Source organism: Leisingera sp. F5, assembly GCF_001593695.1.
This window is the reverse complement of record NZ_LUKH01001267.1, coordinates 1-1,147: the sequence shown is the minus strand read 5'-3', so window position 1 is coordinate 1,147 and position 1,147 is coordinate 1. Positions and strand designations below refer to the sequence as shown.

Sequence of the window (1,147 nt, the reverse complement as noted above, 5' to 3'; positions counted from 1 at the left end):
GAGGATGGCGGCGCGGTCGCCGGTTTCGCCGAAGAGAACGCCATCGATTTCGTGATCATCGGCCCGGAGGCGCCGCTGGCCGCAGGGGTGGCCGACCGTCTGCGCGAGGCGGGATTGCTGGTCTTTGGCCCCTCGGAAGCGGCGGCCAGGCTGGAAGCCTCCAAAAGCTTCACCAAGGAAGTCTGCGATGCAGCCAATGCGCCCACCGCTGGCTATGGCCATTTCACTGATGCAGAAGCCGCCAAGGCGCATGTGCGCAATCACGGCGCGCCCACTGTGGTCAAGGCCGACGGGCTGGCCGCCGGCAAAGGCGTGATCATCGCGATGACCGAGGACGAAGCCATCGCCGCCATCGACGACATGTTCGGTGGCGCCTTTGGCGGGGCCGGCGCCGAGGTGGTGATCGAGGAGTTCATGGAAGGCGAAGAGGCGTCCTTGTTTGTGCTGGTGGACGGTGAGGACGTGCTGGCGATCGGCTCTGCCCAGGACCACAAGCGCGTGGGTGAAGGCGACACCGGCCCCAACACCGGCGGCATGGGGGCCTATTCCCCGGCACCGGTGCTGACCGCCGAGATCGAAGCCCGCGCGATGGACGAGATCGTCAAGCCCACCATGCGGGTGATGGCTGAGCGCGGCATGCCATATCAGGGCGTGCTTTATGCCGGTCTGATGATCAAGGACGGGCAACCGCGGCTGGTGGAATACAACGTCCGCTTTGGCGATCCGGAATGCCAGGTGCTGATGATGCGGCTGGGCGCGCAGGCGCTGGACCTGATGCACGCTGCGGCTGAGGGCCGCCTGGCCGAGGCGCAGGTGAACTGGGGCGACGATCATGCGATCACGGTGGTGATGGCGGCTGAGGGCTATCCCGGGTCTTACCAAAAAGGGTCGGAAATCAAGGGGCTGAAGGCCCTGCCCGAGGACAGCAGCAACATGGTCTTCCACGCCGGCACCAAGGCTGAAAACGGCAAGGTGCTGGCAGCCGGCGGCCGGGTTTTGAACGTGACCGCCCGCGGTGAAACCCTGCAGGAGGCCCGCGACCGCGCCTATGCGATGGTTGACGGGGTTGATTGGCCGCTGGGGTTTTTCCGCCGCGACATCGGCTGGCGCGCGCTGGGTTGAGCATCTGTCCCGGCGGCGGCTCTCC

1 protein-coding gene is annotated in these 1,147 nt (G+C 66.3%); it reads left to right on the top strand.

Features of this window, described 5'->3' with window-relative positions; translation table 11 throughout:
- Positions 1-1,122 (top strand): phosphoribosylamine--glycine ligase (gene purD, locus A2I95_RS40680; RefSeq protein WP_291737983.1); only part of this gene is annotated, 1,122 nt, incomplete at its 5' end.
- Positions 1,123-1,147 lie beyond the last annotated feature (25 nt).